The organism is Pseudoroseomonas cervicalis ATCC 49957, from assembly GCF_000164635.1.
Classification (GTDB): domain Bacteria; phylum Pseudomonadota; class Alphaproteobacteria; order Acetobacterales; family Acetobacteraceae; genus Pseudoroseomonas; species Pseudoroseomonas cervicalis.
The window spans coordinates 225,581-228,234 of record NZ_GG770781.1; the positions used below are offsets into that span (position 1 = coordinate 225,581).

A 2,654-nucleotide genomic window follows, 5' to 3' on the forward strand; every position below is an offset into this window, starting at 1 on the left:
GCTGCGCCAGCGCGGCGGCGGGAATCGCCGCCAGCGTCACCAGGGCCAGGGCCAAAGCCTTGCGCCCGCGGCCGGGCCATGCCCGGCGCAGCGGGACGCCGGCAACGAACTGCGCCATGCGCGCCATCCTCCGTAAAAGCCAAGCTGCTAACGCAGCCTGGGCGGGCGCAGCAATCGGAGCAAGGATCACGTTCCGGGGCGTGGGGCTGCCGCGGCCGGGCGGGAGCGCGGGGCCAGCCGTCTGTTCTTGTTGCGTTCGAATGCCCCGGTGGAACCATGCGCCATGGCCCACCCAGCCGCCCGCGCTCCCGGACCGCCACGCCCGGCCCTTCGCCATCCGCCGCCGCGCCTGCCGCCCAGCCGCGATGCCCGCTGACGGCCCCGTTCAGCCGGGCGGCGCCACCCGGATCACCCGCAGCCCCTCGGCCCGGTAGGGGGCGCATTCCGCCTCGGCCGCATCGGTCACCAGCACGGCGCCCGGCGGCAGCGGCGCCCAGAAAGGCTGCTTGCCCTGGCCAAGCTTGCTGGCATCGGCCAGCACCACCACCGACGCCGCCTGCCGCATCATCAGCGACTTCAGGGAAACCTGCTCCGGCGTCGCCTCGCACAGCCCGTAGCCAGGCAGCAGCCCGTCGGCGCTGGTGAACAGCCGGTCGGCGCTCATCTGCCGCAGGCTCTGCTCGGCAAACGGCCCGGTGGTGCCCATGCTGATCGGCCGCACCACGCCGCCCAGCACGATCAGCTCCAGCCCCGGCGCGCCGGCCAGCACCGGGATCAGCGGCAGGTTGTTGGTGATGACCCGCAGCCGCCGTCCCGAAAGCCAGCCCGGCAGCCGCCGCCCCAGCGCCTCCACCGTCGAGCCGCCATCGAGGATCAGCGTCTCCCCCTCCGCCAGCAGCGCCAGCGCCGCCTCGGCGATGGCCGCCTTGGCCGGGCGGCGCTGCGTGGCGCGGGTGCCCAGGCTCTGCTCCACCGCAGAACCGGCCAGCATGGCACCGCCATAGGTGCGCGCGATCGGGTGCTGCGCCGACAGGTCCTGCAGGTCGCGTCTTATGGTGGAGGCGGAGACGCCGAACCGCGCCGCCAGCGCCTCCACATCGGCGCTGCCAGCCTCCAGCGCCGTCAGGATCTCGTCGCGCCGCGCGCGTTTCTGTCGCATCAGGTCAGGGTAGGCGAAATGAAGGAAAACTGGGAGGGCTCCGCCCTCCCAGACCCTCCCGCCGGGGGGACAGGGTCCCCCCGGACCCCGCCATCAGTGGGCGCGGCGGGGGGCGAGGTCGACCGCCTGGCGCAGCGCCTCGACCAGGCTGCCATCATCGGCCACGCCCTTGCCGGCAATGTCGAAGGCCGTGCCATGGTCGACCGAGGTGCGGATCACCGGCAGCCCCACCGTGATGTTCACCCCGGCCTCAAGGCCCAGCACCTTCACCGGGCCATGGCCCTGGTCGTGATACATGGCGACCACCAGGTCGAAATCGCCGCGCGTGGCACGGAAGAACAGCGTGTCCGCCGGCAGCGGGCCATCCACCTTCCAGCCCCTGGCGCGGCAGGCCTGCACGGCGGGAATGATCTTCTCCGCCTCCTCGCCCTGGCCGAACAGCCCGTTCTCCCCGGCATGCGGGTTGATGCCGCAGACACCGATGCGCGGATCGGCAATGCCCGACTTCACCAGCGTCGCATGGCCGCGCGCGATCACCCGCTCCACCAGCCCCGGCTCGATCTTCCGGATCGCATCCACCAGACCGATATGCGTGGTGACATGGATGACGCGCAGGCGCGGCGCCACCAGCATCATCGACACCTCCGGCGTGCCGGTCAGATGCGCCAGCAGCTCGGTATGGCCGGGATACTTATGGCCGGCGGCGTGCAGCGCCTCCTTCGACAGCGGCGCGGTGCAGATGGCATCCGCCTCCCCCGCCTCGACCAGCCGCGTGGCGCGCTCGATGAAGCGGTAGGAGCCCTCGCCCGAGACGGGGGAAAGCTGGCCGAAGGGATGCCCGGCCGGGATCAGGCCGAGATCGATGCACTCGACCACGCCCTCGGCATAGGTCGCGCCCTGGGGCGTCTGGCGGGCCACCACCTCCAGCGCGCTGCCGAGGATGGCGCCGGCCTCGCGCAGCCGGGCGGCATCGCCCACCACCAGCGGGCGGCACAGCGCGCGCACCTCCGGCCGCGCCAGCGCCTTCATGATGATCTCCGGCCCGATGCCCGAGGCGTCGCCCATGGTGATGGCGACGATCGGACGCGTATCCTGCGTCATGGCCTGTCCTTCCCTGCAGCGCGGCGCAGCCTGGACAGCGCCCGCGAAATCGTACCCGCATCGCCGAAGCCGCCGGCCTTGGTGACCACCGGCAGCCCCGCCATCGCATCCCCCGGCGCCGAACCATCGCCGATCCCGTGGCCGAGCGGCATGCCCGGCTCCACCTCCTCGGCCAGCCACAGCCCGGCCAGGCCAAGGCGCGGCAGCAGCGCCCGCGCCGTCTCGCCCCCCGTGGCGAAGAGCCCGGCCAGGTGCGGCCCGGCCGGCTGCAGCAGCAGCGCCAGCCTCTCGGCCAGCACGGCGCCGCCGGCAAGCTCCACCGCCTCGCCCGCCGCCTCGATCGTCACCAGCGCATCCGCGCCCGCGCGCAGCGCCGCCAGGACCGCCGCCTGGC

3 protein-coding genes are annotated in these 2,654 nt (G+C 73.4%); all 3 read right to left on the reverse strand.

All coding sequences use genetic code 11. From position 1 onward, the window contains the following. Positions 1–385: 385 nt before the first annotated feature. A complete protein-coding gene (locus HMPREF0731_RS16075; RefSeq protein ID WP_007005230.1) occupies positions 386–1,159 on the reverse strand; it encodes a DeoR/GlpR family DNA-binding transcription regulator in 774 nt (257 codons plus the stop codon). 93 nt (positions 1,160–1,252) lie between these two features. Then, positions 1,253–2,260, reverse strand: a complete 1,008-nt coding sequence (gene pdxA / locus HMPREF0731_RS16080) for a 4-hydroxythreonine-4-phosphate dehydrogenase PdxA (RefSeq protein ID WP_007005231.1) — start codon at positions 2,258–2,260, stop codon at positions 1,253–1,255. Continuing rightward, positions 2,257–2,654: nucleotide-binding domain containing protein (locus HMPREF0731_RS16085; RefSeq protein ID WP_007005232.1), on the reverse strand; the 398-nt coding region annotated here is incomplete at its 5' end. The genes HMPREF0731_RS16085 and pdxA, both read right to left, overlap by 4 nt.

What these genes read in the sequence shown, in the direction of transcription:
- HMPREF0731_RS16075 (WP_007005230.1), bottom strand. Translation starts at nt 1,159, where the DNA reads ATGCGACAGAAACGCGCGCGGCGCGACGAGATCCTGACGGCGCTGGAG.
- pdxA (WP_007005231.1), bottom strand. Translation starts at nt 2,260, where the DNA reads ATGACGCAGGATACGCGTCCGATCGTCGCCATCACCATGGGCGACGCC.